This window comes from Gluconacetobacter entanii (assembly GCF_013155425.1).
Taxonomy (GTDB): domain Bacteria; phylum Pseudomonadota; class Alphaproteobacteria; order Acetobacterales; family Acetobacteraceae; genus Novacetimonas; species Novacetimonas entanii.
The window spans coordinates 1-19488 of sequence record NZ_JABJWD010000095.1 but is presented as its reverse complement, the minus strand read 5'-3'; the positions used below and the strand labels follow the sequence as shown (position 1 = coordinate 19488).

The following is a 19488-nucleotide window of genomic DNA, read 5'->3' as shown; positions in this document are numbered from 1 at the left end:
GAGGCACGCTTTTATGCACAACAGAAATCACATGCATTAGCCGCTTAAATCAGATAAAAAACGTCTCCACAAAACCCGGGGCAATTCAATGATGACATGACCGGGCGACACCATCCGCGCGCCGCCATCCTTGCCACGGATCGCGACACCTTCGGCAAACGCCTTGCGGGCGGCAGCTTCGTCCTTCAGGGCCAGCGCCGCATCAGCGCCCGTTTCGTCCTCACGGGGAGTTTCGATCTTACGGGTCATTTATCAGCCTCCGTTCGCATAGGAGAGACGGGGCGCGATTACCAGTTCGGCGGCCTTCTCCCACTGGTTGGAACCGGGAATCCATGTCTTTCCGTCCGGTGCCAGGGTCGGAATGAAGCCACCCTTCAGCAGGGCACGTCCTGCCGATTCAAGGTTCTTCGGCACGACAAGCTGGCTGGGGGAAATGCCATAAGGCGTTCCGTCCCGACGGCGCAGCATGCCCATGGCGGAGACGGCATCGGCAAAACTGGTGGCGTTCAACGGGCGGCAACTGGCGTAAGCAAGCTGGAACATGCCAAAGCCTGCGGCGCATCGGCCATCAGCACCCCATACGAATTCGGCCTCGTTAAAGACGTTGCCGTCCGTCAGTTTCGTCTTCGCGGTGATCGTGAACGGACGGCGAGGCTGGTAAATCATCGCCTTCAGCGGCTGGGTGTTGTCGAACAGATACCACCACGGGCCTGCCGTCTCACCCTCCTGCGGCATGCCGACATTGCTGTAGCTGACGGTATTGCCGTTTTCGTCGCACGTCTCGTGGTCGGAATCGAAGAAATACTGGCCGTCCATGCACTTCTTCTTGAAACCGGCCTGAAGCTGTTCATAGACCAGCTTGTCAGGCAGTTCCGCCGCATCTGCTCCGATCTGCGCCACCGCGACCGACAGGAACCCGACGTTCTTGTCCTCCATGTCATCACGGCTGATGCTGATGGTCTGCTCGTACGGCTCGTTCTTGATGGACATCGCTGCGGCATCGAGACGATGCACGACCCGCGCCCCGATCCATTTGCGGAAGCCGGGCAGTTCCGACAGCTTGGGATAGAAATTGGCCCCGGAAGACGACGGCACTTCCATCGTGAAGGGTTTGTACGACGGTGCCGCCGCGTTCAGGTATTTGTTGAAGGCAAGGCTCACCATGGTGTCCAGTGCCTTGACGTAGCCGACAGTGATCATGCGGGCTTATCCGATCTTCACGTAAGGGGTGCCAGAAAGGTCGAAGCCAACCAGCGTTCCGACCTGGAGACGGTTGACGGGGGCCGCTTCGGTCCCGGCGTTTTCCGTCAGCGTCACGGTTTCATCGTCCACCGCGTAAACGGGGGCGTTGAGGTTGGCCCATGTGGGGGCCACGTCGAACGGCAGCGCGAAGGTGCGGCGCATCACATGCACCGGCTCGTCCCCCACCATGTCCGACACGACGCCAGTTCCGGTATTGTCGCGGAAATCACGACAGACCCCGGCAATGGCCACCATGGGCGACGGCGGGTTGGCGCTGGCTGCGGGCAGGATGGTACCGTCCTGGCACACTGCGACGATGGAACCGCGATAGACGCGGAAACCAACGGCGGTGCTGTGCCCGAACTCAGGCCCGATGGCCGCCTTGATTTCGTCCAGGGCGCGATCGCGATTAAGCGCCATGCTTCCCTCCGTGCTTTTTGACGTCTTCTTCCGTCACGCCGAAATCGGCCATCATGCCCGCCATGTCCGTGTCCACCTGATCGCCGGACGTGGGCGGTGTCTGGTTATGCAGGTGCAGCGTGCCCGCCGGGGCGCTGGCCCCAGGAACATCGGGCAGGCTCTTGATCCACATGTCGGCCGCCTTGGGGTTCTGCATGTGCAGGCTGACCAGTTCCGGCTTCAGTTCGGCGGAAATGACCTTTTTCGCGGCCGCCACGCTGATGAAGGCATCGGCAGCCTTCTGGCGCAGGTCCGCGTTCTCGGTTTCCAGCGACTTGATGCGCTGGGTGTGGGCATCTTCCGCCAGCACGCGCACCCGCAGGCCGGAGACGATCTGTTCCGCCGGGGCATCGCTGTCCGCCCGCGCCAGTTCGGCCAGTGCCGTGTGGGTGGAAATAAAGCCGCGCGCACGTTTCAGCGCAGCCATGACTTCATCCATCGTGGCGCTGGCTGAAAGCCCGAGCGCCTTGGCGATGTCTTCGAGCTTCATGCCCGTCTCCTGGTTATGTAGGGATGTCAGGGTGAGATTTGGCAGGTTGGTCAGCGATGCCCGCGCGATCCGGGTCACGACGCCATCCGGCGTGGTCCCGATGGCGGGCGACACACCGGAATAGGCACGATCCGCCACCAGGGTTTTGCCTGACTGGTTCCAGTCTACACGCCCCCAGATGCCATCCGGCCGTGCTTCCAACTGTTCGATCCAGCCAATGGCAGGCGCGGAGCCGCCAGCGGTGGCCGCGCGGTCGGTGGAATGGTTTTCGTCCAGCGGCAGGTGGATGCGCCCGTCCTGCATGGAATGGGTAATCACGTCCTGCGGGTTGGCCAGCCTGAACGGCCCGCGCCCGTCGCGACATTTGAACGTGCCGCTGGGGACCAGGTGTATCCACTCGGGTGCCTTGCCATCGGTGGCAGGCGGCAGCGCCGTGAAAAGGTGAATGGTCTCGCTCATTGCCCGCAAGGATGCCGGGCATTGAAGCGGGCCATCACGGGCGTCATGTCGCCCATGATGGCAGAAAAGGGGGAATGCAGATTTTTCGCCCTACAGGCGCATGCGGCGATTATGGACGCTCAATCGGACGTGGGTAGCGTAAAAACGCGTCCTGCCCCCTCTTAAACCCTCTTACGGGTCTCTTAAAACCAGAAAGCCGATCCGCACTAGCGTCTGCGCATTGCAAGGGACAGGAATTCGTCCAGCCGAACGATGATCGCGGCCTCGTCGCCCACGCCTAGACCAAGGTAGGGGCGCGCGGGGATCGTGACGCTGCCACGATGGAAAATCTCGCCCCCCATCTCGAATGTCAGGGCCGGTGCGCTCTTCGGCCGGATCACGCCGCCAAACTGATGGATGGCACCATAAATCAGGTCAGTGCCGACCAGGAGGGCATTCCCCTCGACTTCGGAATGGATGTCGTCCCGTAGGGCACCACTCTCGATCAGGATATGCGTGGTTTCCTTGTTCTCCTGATAGAGCGGGTTAAGCGGCGCGTAAGTCTCCCACCGGATGCCGCGCGGATCGATGCCCTGTTCCATGCGCCGCACGGTCCTGTCGTGCAGTTCCAGGCCGATGCTTTCCAGCACGGCCTGCGGCCGCGTGCCGATGGCGGCGATGGCGTCCAGGGCGGACTGGATGGGGCCGGTGTCACCGGAGACGGAAATGAACGCCATGGTGGAAATCTTCCTTCAGCGGATCTATATTCAGGACGCGGCGCGCAGGGACACGGTGTAAATCAGCCTGCCGTAGGGCGGTCTTTCGGGACCGTACCGCTTGTGGGGTTTGTGGCTGGCCCCACGCTGCGCGCCGTTACCGTTCCTCCACATCCTCGATCGTCCCATGCACAATGGACAGCTTGCGCAGGGCCTTGCGCGCGGCATCCGGGTTCGTGCGGTGGAATGACGTCAGGTAATTCTCGCTGCCGTCGCCCGTGGTTTTGATCGCCACGCGATACAGCCTGTCCATCCAGCGGAACAGCAGGATACGGCGGTCGGCCTGGCGCGCCACGATCATCGGGTTGGCCAGGATTTCCGGCAATGCGCGGTAATCCTGATCCGTCAGTTCAGGATGATGATTGCGCTGTTTTTCCACTGTTGCGCCAGACAGCAGGACACCGTCGTGCTGTCCTCCCAGTTCGACGCGCACACGATCGGGCAGCGTCCCGGCCTCCACTGTGCCGATCGGCGCGTGCAGCAGCCCGACGATCGCGTCCTGCTGCGCCTGGACGCGGGGCGAGACGCGGGGCGTCGGTTCCGGGGTTGCAGGTATCGCCGGACGCGGCGGCTGCGTGATCGGTCGGGCCGGTCCCGCATCCTGCGCGGGCGGCAGGACGGGGCGCAGCTTCGGCAGGGGATCGGTAATCACCCGCGCGCCTTCGTTCATCAGCCATGCCTTGCCGGGATTGTAGGCAAAGCCGGGGTCGATACCGACCGGAACGTGCAGGATTTCGCCCGTGTGCGGGTTGCGCCATGGGCGCGTCTCGATCACGGGGCTTGCGGAGACCTGCCACCCGTTGCGATCCAGCATGCGCTGGGACACCACTTCCACCGTGCAGTGGCAGCGCCAGCCGTTGGGCGGGTAATGGGTGTTCCAGAACGGATCATCCGCGCGCAGGATCATGCCGTCCCATGCCAGGTGCTGCGGTCGCGGATGCTGGCAGGTGTGATGCCGGTATCGCCAGTATGGATACAGCGCCAGTGATTCCGGCGTGGTCATGCGCCGGTAGCGTCCGGCGGCATAGGCCGTGGTGATGTTGGTGTCGTAGATGATGGACGCGCGCCAGCCCGGCGTGCCGGTATGTTCCCAGCCGTACCGCTTCACGATGGCGTCGAATTCCTTCTGGAACTCGCGCCGCGTGCCGCCCGCCTCCTTCGTGCGGATCACCGCATTGCGGAAGTCCTGTGCCATGGCCTTTGACGTGGCACCGGCCACGGCGAACGACACGGAATGGGCCTCCTGCCACAGGTCGGTCCATGTCGCGGCGGGCACGGGCACCTTCTGGCGCAGGAAGGCCAGCGCATCACGGGGCGGCAGCTTGGCGGCGCTGACGGCCGTGTCAGCCATTGCGCGCCATTTCGTCCAGCACCTCGGCCTCGCCTGCCAGTTCCGACACCATCAGCGCCACCTGCATGGCCTGCTGGAACTGCGCGTGGGGCAGGTCCATGTCCTTCAGCTTCGCTTCCAGATCGTCCATGGAACCGGCCTTTTCCACTTCGGCCCGCACGGCGTCCGTCATCTGCGCAAGGCCAGCCTCGGCATCACGCGCCAGACTCTGGGTCATCAGGCTGATGATGTTCGGCCCGTTGGCACGGACATGACGGCTCAACAGCCTGCCGACGCGGGTATGCAGGGTGATTTCCTGCTGGTCATCCGCCAGCGGGCTGGACGTTGTGGGCGGCGGGGCCTTGGGCGGCATGTCCTGCGCGGGCTTGTCCTGGGCAGGAAGCACATGCGCGGGCTGGATCGGCTGTGCCTGGGCAACCAGGCCGAACACGTCATCCCCTTCCTGCGGTGCCTTCAGGCCCGTGCGGTCATAGAAGTCCTGGGCGCGGAACTTCAGGCCCTGCGGTCCGGCGAACTGGATCAGCTTCACCAGTTCCTCCAGCGGCACTTCGTCAGGGCGGCCGAAGCGGATGAACGGGTATTTGTCCTGCGGGCCAAAGGAAAACGCCACCATGGGCACGGCGATCTGTCGCGTCGCGGTGACGGACAAAAGCCCGGCGTCGCGACGTTCGATATCCTCCTGCACCATCCGGTGGATCGCACCGGACGCGTGCGCCCCCTGTTTGCTGTCGGTCGTGCCGGTCTGTCCCAACACGGCCTTGCTCATTTCGGAATTGCAGAACTCGGCACGGCGCTGATGGACGTCATTGCTGCCCGCGCCGTTCTTGGGTTCCACGAACTCGAAATCCATGCCCTTGGGCACCATGATGCCCAGCGACCCGGCAAAGTCACACACCGCGCGCCACAGCACGGCCCTGTCCTGGTATGAGGCGTCAGGCCCATACCGACCCAGCCGGATCGGCAGCCCGTAATTCTGCACGAAAATGCCCCAGTCACGCACCGTGAACATCTTGAACATCACATACCATGCCGCCAGGCGCGACAGTCCGGCGTGCATGGTCAATCCCGACCACAGCGGATGGACGTGATTGACGAAGCGGTGCGGTTCCAGCGGGCTGAAACCGATCTGTTGCAGGCCGTCCGGCGTGCTGGGCGGTGCGCCGATGGTGTTCACGTCACGCATCAGGATCGTGTTGCCATCCTGCGGCGAAACTTCGAACCAGCGCGCGGGACGAAACACGAGCTGCTCCGGCCAGTAATTCCCGGCCTCCGCATGCCAGCAGATTTCATGGGTGGACCGCCCCTTGCCGATGGCGTCCAGCATGTCAAACGCGGCGGCTTCGAGGATCCCCCGGTCAATCCAGTCCTGTACGAACGCGGCATGCTTTTTGTGCGCGGGCTTGTCCGACGCTGGCGTGACGGTAATGGGCAGGTTGGCCACCGTGCTTTTGCGCGTGCTCAGAACGCCCAGGTAATGGCCGTCCCGGCGCTCGATTTCCTCGGCAATTTCCATCCACAGCAGGCTTTCGCCCTGATCGGCGGCGCGCATGGCCTGTCCCAGCGTGGCCGGGTCCAGACCACGGACAGTATTGCTGGCGACGGCGGGTCGGTCGCCCAGCATGGTGGGACCAGATACATCCGGGGCGAAACTGGATGGCGGGATCGGGTTGCCAAACTGGTCAAGTATCTGCGCCATGGTGGCATTCCCCATAAATCACGGCGGCATGACAGGCGGCGATCACGTCGCCCACCGTCTGCCATTCATTTTCGCCCTGGACGAAGCCGCCCGTGGCGCGTTCCGCTGCGACCACGATTTCGATGCGGTCCAGCATGTCCAGTCCAAGGTCATCCAGCCGTGTATCGGGCTGGATGCACTGGCGTGGGAACATGGCGACAGCCGCCACGATGCGCCGTGCCTTGCGTGATGTCCGGCTCATGATCGTGCCGCAGCCCGCAGGTCGCGCATGTGGTTCTGGACTGCCGCCGCCACCCATTCGCCGGCCTGTTCACGGCGGCTGCGCATTTCCAGAAAGATACGGCCCGTCGGACATGTCTCGGACGGATGGGACATCTCGTAGTGGCCGCGACGGAACTGGATCGCGACATTCCGACATTCATAGGAGCGGCCAGAAATCACCACTTCCCGCACTTCCATCTCGGCCAGTTCGATCAGCGCCGTGTCATTCCACGGATCATTCACGGCTGCGGGCCTTCTTGAGACACACGCGGTCCTCATCACGCATCCGCACCCAGTCGCGGGCCATGTCGTGGAGCGCAGGCATGTCGGGGGTGGCGTCCAGTTCATCCGCAAGCGTGTTCTCATCGGCCTTTGAGACGGCTTTGAGAGGGATGCACTGGGGGCGCACGACCGGTTGCGTGCAGCCAGCGAGAGCCGAAACAATCAGCGCGCCCGCCACAATAAACAGCGCAACCGTGCCCGGACGCGGCCCGCGCGGTGGCGGGGAATAGCAGCAGCCAATCATGCCGTCCCCCCGCGCAGCCGGGCGTCCAGCGCCGCGTCGGTGGTGGGGGCGTCTGCCGCCGCCTGATCCATGGCGGCTTCCGTGGCAGTGGTTTCCTGCACGGCCTTCACGGTAGCCTTCATGTCCGCTGTCTTCTGCGTGTTCTCCGCATCGCGCCGGATCACCATGAAAATGGCACCCTTGACGGCCGCGACGAACGCGCGGGCAATCCAAGTGATGTAACTCAAAAATCAACACTCCCGCGCATGCCAATCCCCATATCGTCATCATCCGGCGCGTCATCTGCCGGACTGTCGGGGTCATGGTCTGTTGTGATGGAATTGCGAGGCGCGGCCTGATAGCCGTATTCCTCGGGATCGGCGCGACTGGCGGCATAGGCCAGCGCGCCCGCAATGGCGGCGTCGCCGTGGCGTTTCGCGCCGCCCTTCTGGGTGACACGCTGTTCCGGCACGCGGATCACGCCGCGCACGATCTTCAGCGACCGGAGATCGTCCTGCACGCCTCTATCGGCTGGCACGGTGATGTTACCGTCCTCGAACGCCGCCTTGAACGGGGGCATGTTGTCCCGATACCAGGCTTCGGACAGCATCACCGCCTCGATCCGGCTGCCGTATTTCTGCACGGTCACTTCGGCCAGCCACTGTCCGTTTCCGCGCGCATCCAGCTTGCCCGCGCGAAAGCGGGGCAAGCGGTCAATGATGTACCAGAGGATCTGGCGCTGCTGCTCGAACGGGATGTTGTGCAGTTCAACAAGGAAGGGCGTGCGCCGCAGCAGGGAGCGTTCAATGGCAAGCGACCAGATCACGCTAAGGTCGCCGTTACGGGCAAAGTCCTGCCCCAGCGCATGGGGAACCTGCGGGTCCAGTTCTTCCAGCAGTGGCAGCAGTTCGGTTTCACAGAACCGTAGCGCCTCGCTTTCGCGCACATGCTCGTCCAGCAGCGTGAATTCCGTCTTCTGCGCCCAGCGGACAACCGGAGTGCCCTGAACCTCCCGCGCTTCGATCAGCGCCAGCGGGATCGCGCTGCCGGTGCTCGGCGATGGAATGCAAAACAGCTCTTCGTCCGCCGCGTCGCCATAGGCATCAATGATTTCCTGACGCCATGCTGCTTCTTTCTCGGCGGTCCATTCCTCGCCCTTGCGCTCGCATATCTTGCGGTAAAGGCCAGCCTTCAGCGCATCGTCGAACGTGACGCGTAGCAGTTTGTACGGTTTCCGCCCGGCGCGGATGCATCGCCCATCTGGCGCGCCAGTGCTTCGGCCACCATGCGCGACCGGCGGGCTTTCTGCCCCAGTTTGTCCAACTTCTGGCAATGGCGGCCCATGGCGCTGCGACTGAAATCCTTGCCGTATCCTTCACGCAGAAGGGCGAGGATTTCGTCGATCGTCATGCCGTGCGCACGGGCTTTCGCGATTTCCTCGCGGATTTCCTCGTCTTCGCGCTCGATGGAGGATGGACGGCCCATGTCAGAACATCAGGTTCCGGGCCACGCCATGCAGGTGCTGCACGCCGTCCGCCACGCGGGTGCCGATGCCCGTCATGTTGACCACCCACAGGTCGCCGTGCATGCGGGGCAGCTTCTCGATGGATACGCATGCCTGGTGCTGGAGGAACGTCAGGTCGGCACGCAGGGTGTCGATGTCGATGGACTGGCCACTTGCGGCGATCATGCGCACAAGCACGTCCTCGTTCAGACGGCGGTCCTGCATTTCCTCAAGGGATTTCAGGATGCGAAGGCGACGGTCTTCAATCAGGGCATTGGCGGCGCTCATGTTCATTTCCCGCTGGCGGATTCAATGGTTCCGCGAATGATGGTGTGGAGTAGTTCGGTGTTGTGCTTGCCGTCCTGGCTGATCTCGGTCAGCCGGGCGGATACCGTAGTCATCGTGGCCTTGAGCGTGCCGACATCCTGCGCCAGCGCCTCGTGCCGGATGGCAAGGTTGCGGTGACGGGACATGACCAGGACAAAGCCGAGGACGATGATGACCCCGACCAGCACCAGGACGATCAGCAACGTGGGCGTCACGCCTGGCGCGGCCGGGTTCATCATCGCTGCCACGGATCAGGAAGCGGCCGGAGCCGTTGCAGCCTGCGCCGTGGTGTCCGTCGCTGTGGTGCCTGTCGCCGTGGTGGACGCCGTGGTGGTCTGCGGCACGAAGATGCCTGCCAGATCGGCCACGGCGGCCTTCACATGCGTGACCACCGCGTTTTCATCGGGCACCTGGATGCCCAGCGCCTTCAGCAGGTCGGTCGCACCCGTGATGGCTTCCTTTGCCAGCGGGTTGCTGTCTTCCCACTGGTTGAACGCGGCCTGGAGCCAGCCGATGCCGTCGTCAACCTTGGTGACGGCGGCCTTTACCGCGGTCTGTGCTGCGGTCTCGTAGTTGGCCAGCTTGCTGCTGGCCGAACCGCTGCCCAGGTTGCCGAAGAAACTGACGATCCCCGGCAGGATGGATTTCCATTTGAAGGACATGGGTTTTCCCAAAAGATGGCGCTGCGTCCTCGCCGGAGCAGAAACGGCCATGCGCGCCCGCATGACCGTATGGGGTCACGCGTTGGCGGACTGCTGCGCCAGTGTGTTGGCCAGCGCCTCGCGCCGGTTGGTGCGGTCAATCCAGCCGTCGCCGCAGACGGCGAACAGGCGGCAGTTCCGGTAATACGCGGCCTGCATGTCGCCCAGCGCGCCGATCAGGCGCGGTCCTGCGGGACTGTTCATCGTGTCCAGCACGGCGGAAATGGTGGCGGGTCCGATATCACCGTCGAGGGCCGCGCCCTTCAACCCGGCGGCCGCCTGCAACTGGCGCGCGGCGACACGGATCCCCGCGTTGAAACCGAAATCGAACGTCATGGCGTCGATGCCTGCGGGCAGCAGGTCGCAGTTCAGCGGACGCCAGTAAAGCGCACGGGCGATGGCACGAAAGGTTGGCACGTCGATGGACTGCATCACCTTGCGCGTCACCTGTGCGGGATTGCCACCCATCCAGCGCGCCATGGTCGCAGCCGAGATGCCGCGCATGCTGCCCACCAACATACCATGCCCCTGCGCACCGCCGGTCCAGTTACCGCCGTCGTCCATGCGACATTGGTACAGACCCTCTTCGCCAAGGGTAAAATCTGTGATTGTGAGGAAGTTGGTCTGCATGTCGGCAGGTTACGCGCGACATGCGAGGGGCTTCACGGGCGACAAAGCGCCCCGTCAGTCAGAGCAGGGGAAGCTGGGCCGGATCATTGCGGTAGGTCGCCCGCTGCGGCGGCGGAATATACGGACCGTTGGCCAGCACTTTCTTGACCCATGACCGATCAGCACCTGCCCGATGCGCGATATCGTCAATACACAGGCCCATCTTGCGATACATCAGGATACGCCACGCGCGGCAGATCGGTATCTTGATGTATTCGCCGCCATAGTGGCTGGACAGACACCGGGCAATGTCTTCGCCATATGTCATGGCCAGATCAGACCCGCGCCATTCACGCGGCACCCATATACGCCGTCCGCATGCACTTTCGACAAAAGACAGCGCCATGTCTTCTCCGACATCAGCAACGATCCAGTCAATCTGTGCGGGTGGGCGAATGGTCATGTCACTCTTTACCACGTTTTTCCAGAATTGCCGCGATATCCAGCAGGATCGTGCTTTCGCTCGCCGCGATCATCTGATCCTGAATGCGCGCCGCGTCCTCGCTGCTGGTCGCATGTCGCCCAGCAATGACACTTTGCCGGACAATCGAACGGATTTTGCCGCGCAGGTCGTTCAGATCATCAGTCATTATCACAATGTCCTTTTATAAATCAGGCATCCTGCAACGTCTGTAAACGAAAAAACCGCCCCGGATAGGGGCGGTTTCTGTAATCTCTGCATGTGAGGTTACTAATCGGCCCGCAAGCCGAATATGAGAACCATCGCAATGATGCTGACCAACGCCGCGCATAGCATCATCATGAAATTGCGACTGTTGGCCACGCATACTGTGAAAGCAACCGCAATGACCATTATTGCTGCGGCCAGCCATGGATAGATATTCGTCATTTTAAGCCCCTCTCAAGCCGCGCTTTCCACTGCTTCAATCCCTCAATCACCTTCCGCCCCTGCACGCCGTCCAGGAACTCTGGCGCCGAAATGCCGTCAGGGTGTTCCGGCGTCACGGTCTGCCGCTGGACATAGGCGCGCAAAGCCTCGCGTGTGCCGCTGCTTTTCAGAAATGGCCCCATGTCTTTCCAGATCGCGTAGATCATGCGCACGTGTGGCTTGTCGCTGCTGGACAGGCTGCCCTTCTTAGGCTTCCACCCCAACGTGCGGAAATGCGCCAGGACCGTTTCCAGTGCAGATGTGCTGGCATCCCGTGCGCTGTAATGGCCGGTCAGGCGATGCAGGATGTCGCGATACGCGTCGTCCGGCAGGCCCAATTCCTTGCGGGCGATGTGCAGTTTGGCGTAGATCGCGCCGCGTTTCGGATCGCTTTTCATCATGCCCTCACAGTGCCGAAAATTGAAGACTGATCGCCGTAAACTGCTGATCGCGGCGCTCCCGTTCGTAAAACCGCAAATAGGACCGCGATCCGGCAATGCGGATACTGTCGGAAATCGCCTCGCACGTCTGGGGCCATTTGGGGTGCGGGATATCGACTTTCCGCAGGCTCTGGAGACGGTCCACGTTGATCCTGCCGGTTTTCTCGTCGCGGTTGAACGCGTTGTCGAGCAGTTCACGCACCCACGGCTCCAGTTGCTCGGTCAGGTCGTTCAGCACCTCGCTGACCAGCGCCTGCGCAGCCACCACCGCACCGTCAACAGCGCGATAATCCGTGACGGACAGTTCAACTTTCATCAGATCGTCGTAGGAAACAATGACGAACCCACCCCGTTTTCCGGTGGGGTTGGCATTATACTGCGCCATCATCGAGCGGACATACAGTTCGGCTTCGGCCAGGAAACGCTGTTTCTGTTCGGCCATCAGGTCGCGCAGCGCGCGTGCCCCTTCAACCAGGCGCACGGTGATATCGTGCTGGATCAGGCAACGCACCTGGACGCAACTGCGGGCGGTCTGCCCCCCGCTCACGTTGGGCACGGTTCCCTCGCGGGAGGGGACGTAGATTTCCATATCAGGTGTGATCGTTTCAGACATTTTCAGCGGCTTTCATGGGCCAGCGGCGCAAGCTGGCGTTACGGGTCAGAATGGTGGCGGCGAATATCTGCACGGCGGTGTAGGCCACGTGATCGCGCTCCCAGCCGGTCACGCCGGGCACGCGCCAGGCGCGGCCCTTGCGGGTGCGTTCGCCCAGTTCCTCAATCTGGAATGAAAGGTGCCCGCGCGATCCGACAGCGATGGGCAGGCAGGCATCGGGGAAGTGGAGGCCATCGGCAATGCCGATGACCCCATCCCTGCTGCAATATGCAGTGCAGGTCATATCAGTGGCGCTCCTGCACAGGCGGGATGTCCCGCGCCATGCGTCGCATCGCGACGGCCACCAGCAGGGCACAGGATGCAGCCTGTTCCGCGCAGGCTGCCGCAATAGGCAGATCGCCGCCTTCCAATGCTACGACGGCCATTTCCATATTGGTGTCGGTCTGATCCAGCAGCACATTCAGATCGTCGGAACTGGCCTGCATCCGGCCGGTTGCCAGATCGATAACCGTCTGGGCACCTGTCGCCAGATCACCTATCTGCACATGGACTTTTTCGTTCATGCCCGGACCTCCGCACAGTCACCGTCGATCACGACGCTGCTCAGGTTCGGCAGGTGACCGGACACGACGGCCACACCGACGGCCCCGTCGATCTCGATGACCTGCCGCAGCAGCCAGTCACCCAGGGCGCGCCAGTCTTCTTGGGAAAGGGCGATATCGCCCTCGCAGTGTTGCAGCAGGACAGCGGTTTCGCGCATTGAGCGGATCGAGCGCTTCAGCGACGCCAGCGGTGTTGTGTGTGCGGACATCAGCGTGTCTCCAGACCGGTGAAGATTTGACCGGCGGTAAGATGGGTGGGGTGCAGTTCGTGGAAGAACTGGAGCATGACATCGCGGCGTTCCTCGCGGCCCGCGATGTGGTGCATGGGATGGCCGACGACGAACAGGCATTCGTCGATGTCGGCGTCGGGGTGAAAACCTTCCAGCAGGTCAAGCAGGTCGCGATGCAGGGCATCGAACCTGTCGGGCTGGTTGAACGGCGTGTCGGCCGTAACCGCGTGAAGCGCATCCATGACCAGGACGGGCATGACGGCACGGTCAACCGGCGCGGGATGCGCCGGGATTACGGTATGCAGGGCGGCGCTCATGCTGCCTCCATTTCATCAATCGGGGCGAAGGTCGGCAGGTAGCCTCGCGCAATGGCGTGGGCACCGCTGCGGTGCCGCATCAGCATGGCGGTCGTAACCACCAGCCGAAGCTGTCCATCTCCGTCCTGTTCAAAGAGGTGGCCCAGGGCGTTATCCATCACGCCCGACTGGCACCACTGGGTGAAGCGGCGGCGCAATGCCAGTTCGCCGCCATATTCTGCGGGGGCCTGCCCCCACATCAGGTTCTCGCGGAACACAAACACGATGCCGCTTAAAATCTGGCGGTCATCCAGACGGGCCTTGCCGTGGGATTTCGGGAACCAACCCGAAATCGCCTCGATCTGCGCATCTGTCAGCCAGAAGGGCGTGAGCGGCAGGTGCGTGCGTCCCACCTGCGCAGGTGGCCGCAGGAATGCCGCTGCGGCCCGCACGCCTGCGTCGGTCAGCGCATACCCATCACCGGAGCGTGTGATCAGCGCACGTTCCAGCAGTGCCTGAGCATGTTGATGGAGACAGGTTTTTCGAGCATCGCGGACATTTCCGCCGCAATCTGGTCACGCGACTGTCCGCAGGTTTCCAGCGACACGGAAATGGCCCGCGACAGGCGCTCCGTAAACCGGTTGGCGCGGACCAGGCGGGGATCGAACCGCACGACCGGATTGGGCGGAACCCAGTCCAGCAGGGAAAGCTGTTCGGGAGGATTGTTGCGGGTCATGCGGCTGCCCTTTCGGTCTGGAAGCCCGGAAGTTCGGGTGACAGATAGGTGAGGATCTGCTTGCGCTCGTCAGGGGTCGCCTTGCGCCACATAGCTATGAATTTCTCATAGGTTCCGGCGGCCTTCGGCTTGGGACGGCCTTCAATCTGACGCAGGATTTCGGACACCTTGCGGACGCCCGGCCACTGGGTGGCAAACTCCACGATTTTTCGCTGGATTTCGGGCGTCTGGCGCGCCAGTTCGTCGAGTTGCTGTCCGCTATCTGCCAGCCAAGTGCCCGCAAGCTGCTGGCGCACATCAGGGGCAATGTTTTTATAGCGGGTAATGTAGGCACGGATTGATCTGGCCGTCAGGCCAAGGCGTTCGGCGGTGGCTTCCGTAAAACTTGGGATCAAGTGGCAAAGCTCTGCCACTTGATCCGTCTTGCGGTCGCCGCCGTGCTTTGTCTCGGGGTGCAGTTCTTCATAAACGGCCTTGCGCTCGGCAAGGAACGTGGATTTATCCAGCGGCGTCAGTTCATGACGGCACAGATTTTCGTCGATTTCCAGCAGCCGGGCTTCCAGGTCGGATGCCTTCACGATGATGGCGGCGGCATGATCAATGCCTGCCAGTTTCATGGCAGCCAGACGATGGCCACCAGATACCAGCGAGAACTTGCCGGAACGTCCGATCTTGCGGACTTCGATGGGCTGGCGCTGCCCGTTTTCCTGCATCGATGCCGCGATAACCGCAGCCCAGTCCATATCAACCGCGCGCAGGCGGTCGCCTACCTCGATATCGTCAACGGGGATCATTTCAATGTTCATGCCGCCGCTCCGTTTTGACGGTGCGCATCAGGCAGCGGGCAGGTAGGTGTTCTGTCAACACGAGTGCGAACAGGAGAACCGTCAACATGAAACCGACCAGGCCCCCACACTTCGTAGGGACGTTTGCCAAGAATGGCGGCGATCTCACGTTCCATCAGAACGGAGTGGCCCGGCTGGCTGATCGTGGTGCTGACCAGATTGGGGTTCTTCCCCAAGTGACGGGATAGCGCGGCAAGGGAACCATACTTCTTGCGAAGCGCGGCCTTGATATCCTCGACGTGCATCCCTGATGGCTTTTGTGCCATAAGTGGACTCCTTGAGCTTTGAGGCCGGTTGCCCCCGGCCTCTCTTTTTCGTCCAACCGCGTCTGTTATGAACGGAGGAACACACGTGAAGATAGTCGCATACCGAATTGCGTCAACCGTTTTCGGTGGGTTCCCACTTCTTTCCGGTGGAAAGTCTGGGGGAAACACCCGGAAAGCGGCAGAAAACCGATAAAAATGGCTGTAGAAGATACCGAAATCGGTAATTTCCCAGAATCAGGACGAAACCGGGAAACCGAATCACGTTTTTTGCGATTAAAGCAGGCCGTGAAAAATGCTGGCGGCCTGGCGCAGGTTGCAGTGGCGGCGAACGTCGGCACAACCACTCTTAGCGGCTACATGAACGGTAGAGAGTGGAAGATCGGGATAGCAGAGCAGATTGCCCAAGCATGCCACGTGGACCTGCAATGGTTGCTATTCGGAGAGCAGCGCAGTTCGTGCGGAGAGAAGCCCCCAGAGCCGCGTCGTGGCCATGTCGAACTCACACACATCCCCGGTTACGATATCGAATTGTCAGCAGGACATGGAATTGCACCGCCATATGCGGAAGAAAGCGTATCCTTCCAAATAAGCACTTCCGTTTTGCCAGATCACCTGAAAACTCGTGTCCATAGCCTTGTAGGTTTTACTGTTCGAGGAGACAGCATGGAGCCGGTAATATTGTCCGGCGATAATGTTGTCATTGATCTCATGGACAGAGATATTTTTACCGGCGGCGTATATGCTCTGCGCGTTGGCGATCAGTTACTGGTCAAGCGGCTGGCATTACGTGCTAACGGCAATCTTTCAATCATGAGTGACAATCCCAGATATCCCACAGATGAAATAAATGCACAGGAAGTTCGGCAAATGATTCTGGACGGGGGATCCCCGATTGGAATTATTGGTCGTGTGGTTTGGCGTGGTGGCGGCTTGTTTACCGAATAAAGGCATGTAAGTTGTTTTATAAAAATATCTTATTTTCTTTTTTTATTATTGCATCTTGCGGGACTTCATACGCAGATGACTTGTATAATAATTCGGATGCTGTGCAGGAAGCAAAATTCCGACTGACTGACTGCGAGAAAGACAGTTCCGATATCAAAAGTTGCAAATTTGAACAGTCAGAATTCGTTGAGGAATATCAAAACGCCTATGCAGGAGACTATTTAGCCCAGCAAAACGTAGGCTACATGCTGCTTCGTGGCGGCGATGGAGCTGTCCGAAAAAATCCGTTTGAAGCCTGCGCATGGCATACCTTGGCCATCCGTTCCAAGTCGCCTTATATCCGCTCGGTGGAACGAGATCAGGCACGCATCTCATGCACAGAGCCGGTTTCTCAATATGGGAAGGCCCTCGAAGGTCAGATATCCGAGATGACACAAGCGATCCGGGCACACGGCGTGCATCGCGTTGCGGTTCCAGAGATAGACTATGACCCTAAGAGAGATCGTGATGAAACCAATTCCGGCGGTTAAGAGGCTGCTAAGAACTTTCAGAACGCGGCGATAGATGACCTGCTGTCAGTTCCAAACCTTATGTCCATGACCTCGGGTCTGATTGACAGTTCCGGACATACCGCAAAATAGAAAACGGCGCTGTGGATAACCTCCATACGCCGTTCATTCCCGCAGTTTCCCTAGATTTTCATCCCTCGATATCCCCGGATATCCCGTCAAATCCCAGACAACTGTTGGTTCCATTCCCTCTGTCCTCCTTCATTCGGCAGGCTCAAGGACTGGAGACGGGTCGCAACACGCTATGACAGATGCCCGACCGTCTTCTTCTCGGCAGTCTGCCTCGCCGCAACCGTCTTGTTCTGGCTATGAGTCCTGAGCCTACGTAGCTTCCACGCTGGCAGTTGTGCGGGTCTGGACGTGGGCGAAGGCTGTGTCTGGGCATAATGACGGAGAAGATGGACGGTCAGACTTTCCAGAAGTCCGTTCACAAATAGAGAACTGGCCGAATGAGTCGTCTGGATCTCGGCCGTCAGGCCTGTCAGAACGCCAGAGATAAATGCGTCCTGAACACCGGAAATTGCGCGCATGGAAAGCCGTGATGGATTAAGCCCTAACGATCGGGCGACGCGGTTCACCAGAGTAGGGCCCAGATAAAGATGCAGGACTTCAAACGGACGGTCCGGATCAGCCTGCCAGCGCATGAGGTAAGGCGCATCGGTCTGTGTCAGGAAAAATGATCCGGACCCGGCCTCACTTTTCGTCCATTCACCTGTCAGTTCGCGTTCCTCGACCTGTGCTTCTCCTGAGATGATCCGCACCAGAAAATGTTCGGCCACAGCCGGGACAAGCTCTTCATCTTCGTGTTGCGGCCGACGGAATATCCGCATCATAAAATGTTGGTCTGGAACAGGCTTTCTTTCACGACCCTAAAGTTCCAGATTGGAAAGGCCCGGATCATCATCCCGGCATCTTCCTGGCCGTATCGGCCAGCGCGGTTTGGAGCAACGTCGTGACTTCGCCAAATGTCAGCCTCCATATCGTGATACCAATCATGATCACTGCAGGCGAGGCTGATTCGATGGCGAAAGCCGCGGTTACGGCCGCGAATAAGGCGAAGCCTAATACGACCGATAAGGGGTCAATGCGAGGGTGGGCTGCAGTCGCTTCAATCTTATCGTAACTTGCGTCAGAACAGGCGATGTACTGCAGATATCACACTGGGGTCAGAAGATGGGAAATGCTCTGTATCGGTTTCAGACCATGGCCAAAACGCCTGATTGCCTCACGATCCTTCTCCAGTGCTCCATAAGGCAGATACCGGACTTTCAGATCAGCAATCCTGCTGAAAGCCGGTCGCTTCAACTGTTCCCGCACATCAATCTCCCGCTTGTCCGGCGCGACAAGGAACATCCCTTCCAGAGCCTGCGCCGCTGACCCGAGAGCAAGGTCGAGCATCCGCACGATACCGGAATAGATGGTCGTTGAGTGCTCAACCTCGAATGCTGCAACAATCCTATGGCTTTCCTGGTCAAGCCATAAGACGTCGATCAGACGCACGGATTCCGCTCCCTGCGTTTCCGTCGTGAACCCCGGCAATACCGACAGGCAACCATCCCCCAGCTTGCCGTCCTGCCATGGACGGCTGCGATCATTGGCGGCAATCCAGACATCGTAACCCAAGGAGAGCCCCAGATCACGAAGCCATCCCTGAATCTCGGTATGAGTATGATCTGTTTCCCGCTCCGCAGCGAGAGTTCGGGCCTCTTTTGCGCTCTGCTCCCTAACCTGGTGAAGATCGGCTTCCCAGAGTTTTCGTGCTGTTTCGTTATCTTCGAGAGGCGGCGCTGTATAACGTCCGCTTCCGAGATCAAACAGCAGTCCTCCGATAGCACCAAGATCATTGGAAAGCAGCGCACGATAGGTTGCATTCAGCTTTAGTATCCCTTGCCGCATGGCAAGATATTCCTCCCATCGCCCCAGCTTCACCTTTGATCCGGTCAGGGCGTTATAGCCCTTCACGATCGCCGTATTGAAAGGTGGCATGATCGTGGGATGCAGGAAATACAGCAGATTGGCGACAGCTGGCCCCAGCCCTTTTATCTTCCTGGCGTCGATTGCATGAATGGCCGAGACTACATGCTCTTCGGTATTGCAGCACAGACAGGTATCGAGAAGCTGCCCAAATGCTTTCTGATTGGCGGGATTTTCGTAGATGTCGGGAATGCGTAACTTCGGTTTCCACAAGAATGCATGATCCGCACCCTTGAAAATCTGACGCTGCTCAGCAATCGAATGTACAACTGTTTCCAAGGAGGAGCCACGATAGGCAACCCCGAATGTACCAGCGGCTATCTCAGCCACAACCAGCTGCAGACCGCGACGGATAGACCGGAAGTTTTTGAGGCGTTCATCCCACAAGAACCAACTCTGATAGGTCCCTGCCGGATCATCTCGCCAGCGAAGGATAAGGTCTCGAATGAGGTCTGTCATTTACCCGCAAACTAACATTCCGTTCTCCCCAGATACTGATTGTAACAGGGATATAGGTCAACACCTGCCGGGTCTCGCATAGTGGCCGGCATTTCGCTTGGGGTGCCGACGCCGGTTAGAGGTGGTCCCCATTTTTCGGACAGGGCAATAAGCTATAATCCGACCTGAGAGAGAACGGGTTTTATGGGCAAGGTTACGCGCAAGA

Annotated in this window: 32 protein-coding genes and 2 pseudogenes; 3 read left to right on the top strand and 31 right to left on the bottom strand. The window is 60.4% G+C overall.

From position 1 onward, the window contains the following. Window positions 1–36: 36 nt before the first annotated feature. From HNH97_RS15180 to HNH97_RS15040, 29 genes are all read right to left on the bottom strand, one after another. Window positions 37–249, bottom strand: a complete 213-nt coding sequence (locus HNH97_RS15180; protein ID WP_171791445.1) for a hypothetical protein — start codon at window positions 247–249, stop codon at window positions 37–39. Window positions 250–252: 3 nt separating this feature from the next. Beyond that, window positions 253–1200, bottom strand: coding sequence for a Mu-like prophage major head subunit gpT family protein (locus tag HNH97_RS15175; RefSeq protein WP_171791444.1), 948 nt, complete (start codon window positions 1198–1200; stop codon window positions 253–255). Window positions 1201–1206: 6 nt separating this feature from the next. Next, complete coding sequence (locus HNH97_RS15170; protein WP_171791443.1) at window positions 1207–1662, bottom strand: hypothetical protein; 456 nt, start codon at window positions 1660–1662, stop codon at window positions 1207–1209. Continuing rightward, the gene (locus HNH97_RS15165) at window positions 1652–2650 is read right to left on the bottom strand and encodes a phage protease (RefSeq protein WP_171791442.1); all 999 of its coding nucleotides are present in this window, start codon (window positions 2648–2650) and stop codon (window positions 1652–1654) included. Before HNH97_RS15165 ends, HNH97_RS15170 begins: the two co-directional genes overlap by 11 nt. 206 nt (window positions 2651–2856) lie before the next feature. Continuing rightward, window positions 2857–3366: a phage virion morphogenesis protein gene (locus HNH97_RS15160; RefSeq protein WP_171791441.1), complete on the bottom strand. Its 510-nt coding sequence runs from the start codon at window positions 3364–3366 to the stop codon at window positions 2857–2859. Window positions 3367–3502: 136 nt separating this feature from the next. Continuing rightward, window positions 3503–4756, bottom strand: coding sequence for a phage head morphogenesis protein (locus HNH97_RS15155; RefSeq protein WP_171791440.1), 1254 nt, complete (start codon window positions 4754–4756; stop codon window positions 3503–3505). Beyond that, the gene (locus tag HNH97_RS15150) at window positions 4749–6452 is read right to left on the bottom strand and encodes a DUF935 domain-containing protein (RefSeq protein ID WP_171791439.1); all 1704 of its coding nucleotides are present in this window, start codon (window positions 6450–6452) and stop codon (window positions 4749–4751) included. Before HNH97_RS15150 ends, HNH97_RS15155 begins: the two co-directional genes overlap by 8 nt. Next, the gene (locus HNH97_RS15145) at window positions 6436–6693 is read right to left on the bottom strand and encodes a phosphopantetheine-binding protein (RefSeq protein WP_171791438.1); all 258 of its coding nucleotides are present in this window, start codon (window positions 6691–6693) and stop codon (window positions 6436–6438) included. Before HNH97_RS15145 ends, HNH97_RS15150 begins: the two co-directional genes overlap by 17 nt. Further along, window positions 6690–6956 (bottom strand): hypothetical protein, encoded by a 267-nt coding sequence (locus HNH97_RS15140; protein ID WP_171791437.1) that lies wholly within the window; start codon window positions 6954–6956, stop codon window positions 6690–6692. Before HNH97_RS15140 ends, HNH97_RS15145 begins: the two co-directional genes overlap by 4 nt. Next, window positions 6949–7239 carry a hypothetical protein gene (locus HNH97_RS15135; RefSeq protein ID WP_171791436.1) on the bottom strand — a complete coding sequence of 97 codons (291 nt, stop codon included), beginning with the start codon at window positions 7237–7239 and terminating at the stop codon, window positions 6949–6951. The genes HNH97_RS15140 and HNH97_RS15135 overlap by 8 nt, the downstream gene beginning before the upstream one ends. After that, entirely contained in the window at window positions 7236–7466 is a 231-nt protein-coding gene (locus HNH97_RS15130) for a hypothetical protein (RefSeq protein ID WP_171791435.1), read from the bottom strand. The genes HNH97_RS15135 and HNH97_RS15130 overlap by 4 nt, the downstream gene beginning before the upstream one ends. 943 nt (window positions 7467–8409) lie before the next feature. After that, a complete protein-coding gene (locus tag HNH97_RS15125) occupies window positions 8410–8703 on the bottom strand; it encodes a phage protein Gp27 family protein (RefSeq protein WP_171791434.1) in 294 nt (97 codons plus the stop codon). Window position 8704: 1 nt separating this feature from the next. After that, entirely contained in the window at window positions 8705–9010 is a 306-nt protein-coding gene (locus HNH97_RS15120) for a VpaChn25_0724 family phage protein (RefSeq protein ID WP_171791433.1), read from the bottom strand. Window positions 9011–9012: 2 nt separating this feature from the next. Then, entirely contained in the window at window positions 9013–9288 is a 276-nt protein-coding gene (locus tag HNH97_RS15115; RefSeq protein WP_216657684.1) for a hypothetical protein, read from the bottom strand. A 12-nt stretch (window positions 9289–9300) separates the two neighbouring features. After that, on the bottom strand, window positions 9301–9711 hold the full coding sequence (locus HNH97_RS15110) for a hypothetical protein (RefSeq protein WP_171791431.1): 411 nt from the start codon (window positions 9709–9711) through the stop codon (window positions 9301–9303). A 75-nt stretch (window positions 9712–9786) separates the two neighbouring features. Next, the gene (locus HNH97_RS15105; RefSeq protein WP_265176011.1) at window positions 9787–10380 is read right to left on the bottom strand and encodes a glycosyl hydrolase 108 family protein; all 594 of its coding nucleotides are present in this window, start codon (window positions 10378–10380) and stop codon (window positions 9787–9789) included. 58 nt (window positions 10381–10438) lie between these two features. Continuing rightward, window positions 10439–10822 carry a hypothetical protein gene (locus tag HNH97_RS15100; RefSeq protein WP_171791429.1) on the bottom strand — a complete coding sequence of 128 codons (384 nt, stop codon included), beginning with the start codon at window positions 10820–10822 and terminating at the stop codon, window positions 10439–10441. A gap of 1 nt (window position 10823) precedes the next feature. After that, window positions 10824–11009, bottom strand: coding sequence for a hypothetical protein (locus tag HNH97_RS15095; protein WP_171791428.1), 186 nt, complete (start codon window positions 11007–11009; stop codon window positions 10824–10826). Between the two features lie 101 nt (window positions 11010–11110). After that, on the bottom strand, window positions 11111–11269 hold the full coding sequence (locus HNH97_RS15090; protein WP_171791427.1) for a hypothetical protein: 159 nt from the start codon (window positions 11267–11269) through the stop codon (window positions 11111–11113). Then, the gene (locus HNH97_RS15085; protein ID WP_171791426.1) at window positions 11266–11709 is read right to left on the bottom strand and encodes a regulatory protein GemA; all 444 of its coding nucleotides are present in this window, start codon (window positions 11707–11709) and stop codon (window positions 11266–11268) included. Before HNH97_RS15085 ends, HNH97_RS15090 begins: the two co-directional genes overlap by 4 nt. A gap of 4 nt (window positions 11710–11713) precedes the next feature. After that, window positions 11714–12361 carry a DUF3164 family protein gene (locus tag HNH97_RS15080; RefSeq protein WP_171791425.1) on the bottom strand — a complete coding sequence of 216 codons (648 nt, stop codon included), beginning with the start codon at window positions 12359–12361 and terminating at the stop codon, window positions 11714–11716. Beyond that, entirely contained in the window at window positions 12354–12644 is a 291-nt protein-coding gene (locus HNH97_RS15075) for a hypothetical protein (protein ID WP_171791424.1), read from the bottom strand. Before HNH97_RS15075 ends, HNH97_RS15080 begins: the two co-directional genes overlap by 8 nt. A 1-nt stretch (window position 12645) precedes the next feature. Next, complete coding sequence (locus HNH97_RS15070; RefSeq protein ID WP_171791423.1) at window positions 12646–12924, bottom strand: hypothetical protein; 279 nt, start codon at window positions 12922–12924, stop codon at window positions 12646–12648. Then, window positions 12921–13172, bottom strand: a complete 252-nt coding sequence (locus HNH97_RS15065; RefSeq protein WP_171791422.1) for a hypothetical protein — start codon at window positions 13170–13172, stop codon at window positions 12921–12923. The genes HNH97_RS15070 and HNH97_RS15065 overlap by 4 nt, the downstream gene beginning before the upstream one ends. Further along, window positions 13172–13510, bottom strand: a complete 339-nt coding sequence (locus tag HNH97_RS15060; protein WP_171791421.1) for a hypothetical protein — start codon at window positions 13508–13510, stop codon at window positions 13172–13174. The genes HNH97_RS15065 and HNH97_RS15060 overlap by 1 nt, the downstream gene beginning before the upstream one ends. Continuing rightward, window positions 13507–13941, bottom strand: coding sequence for a transposase (locus HNH97_RS18205; protein WP_171791420.1), 435 nt, complete (start codon window positions 13939–13941; stop codon window positions 13507–13509). The genes HNH97_RS15060 and HNH97_RS18205 overlap by 4 nt, the downstream gene beginning before the upstream one ends. Before the next feature lie 41 nt (window positions 13942–13982). Further along, the gene (locus HNH97_RS15050; protein ID WP_171791419.1) at window positions 13983–14225 is read right to left on the bottom strand and encodes a hypothetical protein; all 243 of its coding nucleotides are present in this window, start codon (window positions 14223–14225) and stop codon (window positions 13983–13985) included. Next, a complete protein-coding gene (locus HNH97_RS15045) occupies window positions 14222–15031 on the bottom strand; it encodes a ParB N-terminal domain-containing protein (protein ID WP_171791418.1) in 810 nt (269 codons plus the stop codon). Before HNH97_RS15045 ends, HNH97_RS15050 begins: the two co-directional genes overlap by 4 nt. Continuing rightward, window positions 15028–15336 carry a helix-turn-helix domain-containing protein gene (locus tag HNH97_RS15040; protein WP_171791417.1) on the bottom strand — a complete coding sequence of 103 codons (309 nt, stop codon included), beginning with the start codon at window positions 15334–15336 and terminating at the stop codon, window positions 15028–15030. Before HNH97_RS15040 ends, HNH97_RS15045 begins: the two co-directional genes overlap by 4 nt. A 195-nt stretch (window positions 15337–15531) precedes the next feature. Between HNH97_RS15040 and HNH97_RS15035 the strand changes: the two genes are divergently transcribed. From HNH97_RS15035 to HNH97_RS15025, 3 genes and pseudogenes are all read left to right on the top strand, one after another. Continuing rightward, the gene (locus tag HNH97_RS15035; RefSeq protein WP_171791416.1) at window positions 15532–16281 is read left to right on the top strand and encodes a LexA family transcriptional regulator; all 750 of its coding nucleotides are present in this window, start codon (window positions 15532–15534) and stop codon (window positions 16279–16281) included. An 11-nt stretch (window positions 16282–16292) separates the two neighbouring features. Beyond that, window positions 16293–16811, top strand: a complete 519-nt coding sequence (locus HNH97_RS15030) for a hypothetical protein (protein ID WP_171791415.1) — start codon at window positions 16293–16295, stop codon at window positions 16809–16811. Window positions 16812–17054: 243 nt separating this feature from the next. Beyond that, window positions 17055–17162: pseudogene (locus tag HNH97_RS15025) on the top strand (IS5/IS1182 family transposase); the annotation flags it as partial. Here the strand turns inward: HNH97_RS15025 and HNH97_RS15020 are convergent. Together HNH97_RS15020 and HNH97_RS15015 are read right to left on the bottom strand one after the other, a co-directional pair. Beyond that, a pseudogene (locus tag HNH97_RS15020) lies at window positions 17153–17677 on the bottom strand (AraC family transcriptional regulator); the annotation flags it as partial. The pseudogenes HNH97_RS15025 and HNH97_RS15020 sit on opposite strands and share 10 nt — an antisense overlap. Window positions 17678–18005: 328 nt before the next feature. Beyond that, a complete protein-coding gene (locus tag HNH97_RS15015; RefSeq protein WP_014106948.1) occupies window positions 18006–19283 on the bottom strand; it encodes a hypothetical protein in 1278 nt (425 codons plus the stop codon). Window positions 19284–19488 lie beyond the last annotated feature (205 nt).

Bases quoted from the DNA above. Each gene is read 5' to 3' on its own strand.
- HNH97_RS15180 (WP_171791445.1), bottom strand. From the start codon at position 249: ATGACCCGTAAGATCGAAACTCCCCGTGAGGACGAAACGGGCGCTGAT.
- HNH97_RS15175 (WP_171791444.1), bottom strand. From the start codon at position 1,200: ATGATCACTGTCGGCTACGTCAAGGCACTGGACACCATGGTGAGCCTT.
- HNH97_RS15170 (WP_171791443.1), bottom strand. From the start codon at position 1,662: ATGGCGCTTAATCGCGATCGCGCCCTGGACGAAATCAAGGCGGCCATC.
- HNH97_RS15165 (WP_171791442.1), bottom strand. From the start codon at position 2,650: ATGAGCGAGACCATTCACCTTTTCACGGCGCTGCCGCCTGCCACCGAT.
- HNH97_RS15160 (WP_171791441.1), bottom strand. From the start codon at position 3,366: ATGGCGTTCATTTCCGTCTCCGGTGACACCGGCCCCATCCAGTCCGCC.
- HNH97_RS15155 (WP_171791440.1), bottom strand. From the start codon at position 4,756: ATGGCTGACACGGCCGTCAGCGCCGCCAAGCTGCCGCCCCGTGATGCG.
- HNH97_RS15150 (WP_171791439.1), bottom strand. From the start codon at position 6,452: ATGGCGCAGATACTTGACCAGTTTGGCAACCCGATCCCGCCATCCAGT.
- HNH97_RS15145 (WP_171791438.1), bottom strand. From the start codon at position 6,693: ATGAGCCGGACATCACGCAAGGCACGGCGCATCGTGGCGGCTGTCGCC.
- HNH97_RS15135 (WP_171791436.1), bottom strand. From the start codon at position 7,239: ATGATTGGCTGCTGCTATTCCCCGCCACCGCGCGGGCCGCGTCCGGGC.
- HNH97_RS15125 (WP_171791434.1), bottom strand. From the start codon at position 8,703: ATGGGCCGTCCATCCTCCATCGAGCGCGAAGACGAGGAAATCCGCGAG.
- HNH97_RS15120 (WP_171791433.1), bottom strand. From the start codon at position 9,010: ATGAGCGCCGCCAATGCCCTGATTGAAGACCGTCGCCTTCGCATCCTG.
- HNH97_RS15115 (WP_216657684.1), bottom strand. From the start codon at position 9,288: ATGATGAACCCGGCCGCGCCAGGCGTGACGCCCACGTTGCTGATCGTC.
- HNH97_RS15110 (WP_171791431.1), bottom strand. From the start codon at position 9,711: ATGTCCTTCAAATGGAAATCCATCCTGCCGGGGATCGTCAGTTTCTTC.
- HNH97_RS15105 (WP_265176011.1), bottom strand. From the start codon at position 10,380: ATGCAGACCAACTTCCTCACAATCACAGATTTTACCCTTGGCGAAGAG.
- HNH97_RS15100 (WP_171791429.1), bottom strand. From the start codon at position 10,822: ATGACCATTCGCCCACCCGCACAGATTGACTGGATCGTTGCTGATGTC.
- HNH97_RS15095 (WP_171791428.1), bottom strand. From the start codon at position 11,009: ATGACTGATGATCTGAACGACCTGCGCGGCAAAATCCGTTCGATTGTC.
- HNH97_RS15090 (WP_171791427.1), bottom strand. From the start codon at position 11,269: ATGACGAATATCTATCCATGGCTGGCCGCAGCAATAATGGTCATTGCG.
- HNH97_RS15085 (WP_171791426.1), bottom strand. From the start codon at position 11,709: ATGATGAAAAGCGATCCGAAACGCGGCGCGATCTACGCCAAACTGCAC.
- HNH97_RS15080 (WP_171791425.1), bottom strand. From the start codon at position 12,361: ATGTCTGAAACGATCACACCTGATATGGAAATCTACGTCCCCTCCCGC.
- HNH97_RS15075 (WP_171791424.1), bottom strand. From the start codon at position 12,644: ATGACCTGCACTGCATATTGCAGCAGGGATGGGGTCATCGGCATTGCC.
- HNH97_RS15070 (WP_171791423.1), bottom strand. From the start codon at position 12,924: ATGAACGAAAAAGTCCATGTGCAGATAGGTGATCTGGCGACAGGTGCC.
- HNH97_RS15065 (WP_171791422.1), bottom strand. From the start codon at position 13,172: ATGTCCGCACACACAACACCGCTGGCGTCGCTGAAGCGCTCGATCCGC.
- HNH97_RS15060 (WP_171791421.1), bottom strand. From the start codon at position 13,510: ATGAGCGCCGCCCTGCATACCGTAATCCCGGCGCATCCCGCGCCGGTT.
- HNH97_RS15050 (WP_171791419.1), bottom strand. From the start codon at position 14,225: ATGACCCGCAACAATCCTCCCGAACAGCTTTCCCTGCTGGACTGGGTT.
- HNH97_RS15045 (WP_171791418.1), bottom strand. From the start codon at position 15,031: ATGAACATTGAAATGATCCCCGTTGACGATATCGAGGTAGGCGACCGC.
- HNH97_RS15040 (WP_171791417.1), bottom strand. From the start codon at position 15,336: ATGGCACAAAAGCCATCAGGGATGCACGTCGAGGATATCAAGGCCGCG.
- HNH97_RS15035 (WP_171791416.1), top strand. From the start codon at position 15,532: ATGGCTGTAGAAGATACCGAAATCGGTAATTTCCCAGAATCAGGACGA.
- HNH97_RS15015 (WP_014106948.1), bottom strand. From the start codon at position 19,283: ATGACAGACCTCATTCGAGACCTTATCCTTCGCTGGCGAGATGATCCG.